The organism is Chryseobacterium sp. DZ-32 (assembly GCF_059587025.1).
The window spans coordinates 1-1,431 of the sequence record NZ_JCAIOM010000042.1 but is presented as its reverse complement, the minus strand read 5'-3'; the positions used below and the strand labels follow the sequence as shown (position 1 = coordinate 1,431).

Genomic DNA, 1,431 nt, shown 5'->3' with positions numbered 1-1,431 from the left:
TAGACTGCACCCAAAAGTTTAGACAAAATTAAACAATATTATTATATGAAAGAGTTCGGTACTCTACCGGACTCTTTCCTTTTAGATTAAGTCTTATCCTGTCGTTGTTGTAGTAATTGATATACTTCTTTATTTCTTTTTTGAGTTCATCAATGGATTTAAATTTCTTAGTATAGAACATTTCAGATTTTAAAGTTCCAAAGAAGTTTTCTATTACTGCATTATCCAGGCAGTTTCCCTTGCGGGACATACTTTGGATGATGCCTTTTTCTTTTAACAGATGCTGATAGGCTTTCATTTGATATTGCCAGCCTTGATCAGAGTGGATAATGAGGTTTTCAGTAGTCTTGATTTTTCTGAGCCCTTTTTTGAGCATATTCACAACCTGTCCAAAGACAGGTCTTTCCGAGATATCGTAACTGATGATCTCACCATTGTAAAGGTCAATTATTGGTGAAAGATACAATTTACTGCCCGAGACGTTAAATTCTGTCACATCAGTGGCCCATTTTCTATTTGGCTGATCTGCCTTAAAGTTCCTCTCCAGAATATTTGGTGCTATCCTGCCTTGCTCTCCCCGGTAAGAGCTGTATTTTTTCACCCTAATGATACTTTTCAATCTCAGGGTCTTCATCAATCTTAAGACGGTTTTATGATTGATTACAATCCCTTGTTGCTTTATAAGCAAAGTGATACGACGGTATCCGAACCGCCCTTTATGTCTATGATAAATCTGTTTTATCAAAATTTTTACTTCTCTATATTTATCCTTTTTATCAAGAGCTTTCTGATGATAATAGAAACTACTTCTGGCCATACCTGTACAATCCAGCAGGAGCGACAGGTCATATTTTCGCCTTAATCCTTCGATGGCCTCTGCTTGTTCTTTTTGAGAGTTAAGGCGTCTAACTTTTTTAGAAAATCAATTTCAGCTCGCAGTCTTTCGTTTTCCAATAAAAGTTCTTCTTCTCTGGTCAATGGCTTATCAGACTTTCTTTTCTTACGTTTGTAATTACTCATAATGCAAGGGCTTGCTTTGGGTTTATTCTTTAATCCCAAAATACCACTTTTTTCGTAATCCCTTTGCCAATTCAGCACGGTAGACTGAGCGGCAATATCAAATCGGATACATGCTTCTCTTTGTGAGATATGTTCTGTTTCGATGGTTTTTAGAACCTTAAGCTTGAAGTTCAGGGAATAGCTCCTATTTTTTCTTGGTTGTAGTCCCGAGATTCCGTACTTGTTATAAAAACCGATCCACTTGCGCAGATTGCTTTCATCAAATCCTTTCTCGGTTGCTATAGATTCAATCGAGCGATAAGAATTTTTGTGAAGTTTAATACATTCTAATTTAAAAGCAACGCTAAATTTTTCCTTTCTATACATAAAAAAATGCCCCTAAAAAGTGTCTAACTTTTTGGGGGCAGTCCA

2 protein-coding genes are annotated in these 1,431 nt (G+C 36.3%); both read right to left on the bottom strand.

Annotated elements, in window-relative coordinates:
• Window positions 1–28 precede the first annotated feature (28 nt).
• On the bottom strand, window positions 29–871 hold the full coding sequence (locus AC59HC_RS22955; protein ID WP_496559450.1) for an IS3 family transposase: 843 nt from the start codon (window positions 869–871) through the stop codon (window positions 29–31).
• Complete coding sequence (locus AC59HC_RS22950; protein WP_496559449.1) at window positions 859–1,386, bottom strand: helix-turn-helix domain-containing protein; 528 nt, start codon at window positions 1,384–1,386, stop codon at window positions 859–861. Before AC59HC_RS22950 ends, AC59HC_RS22955 begins: the two co-directional genes overlap by 13 nt.
• Between the last annotated feature and the right edge of the window lie 45 nt (window positions 1,387–1,431).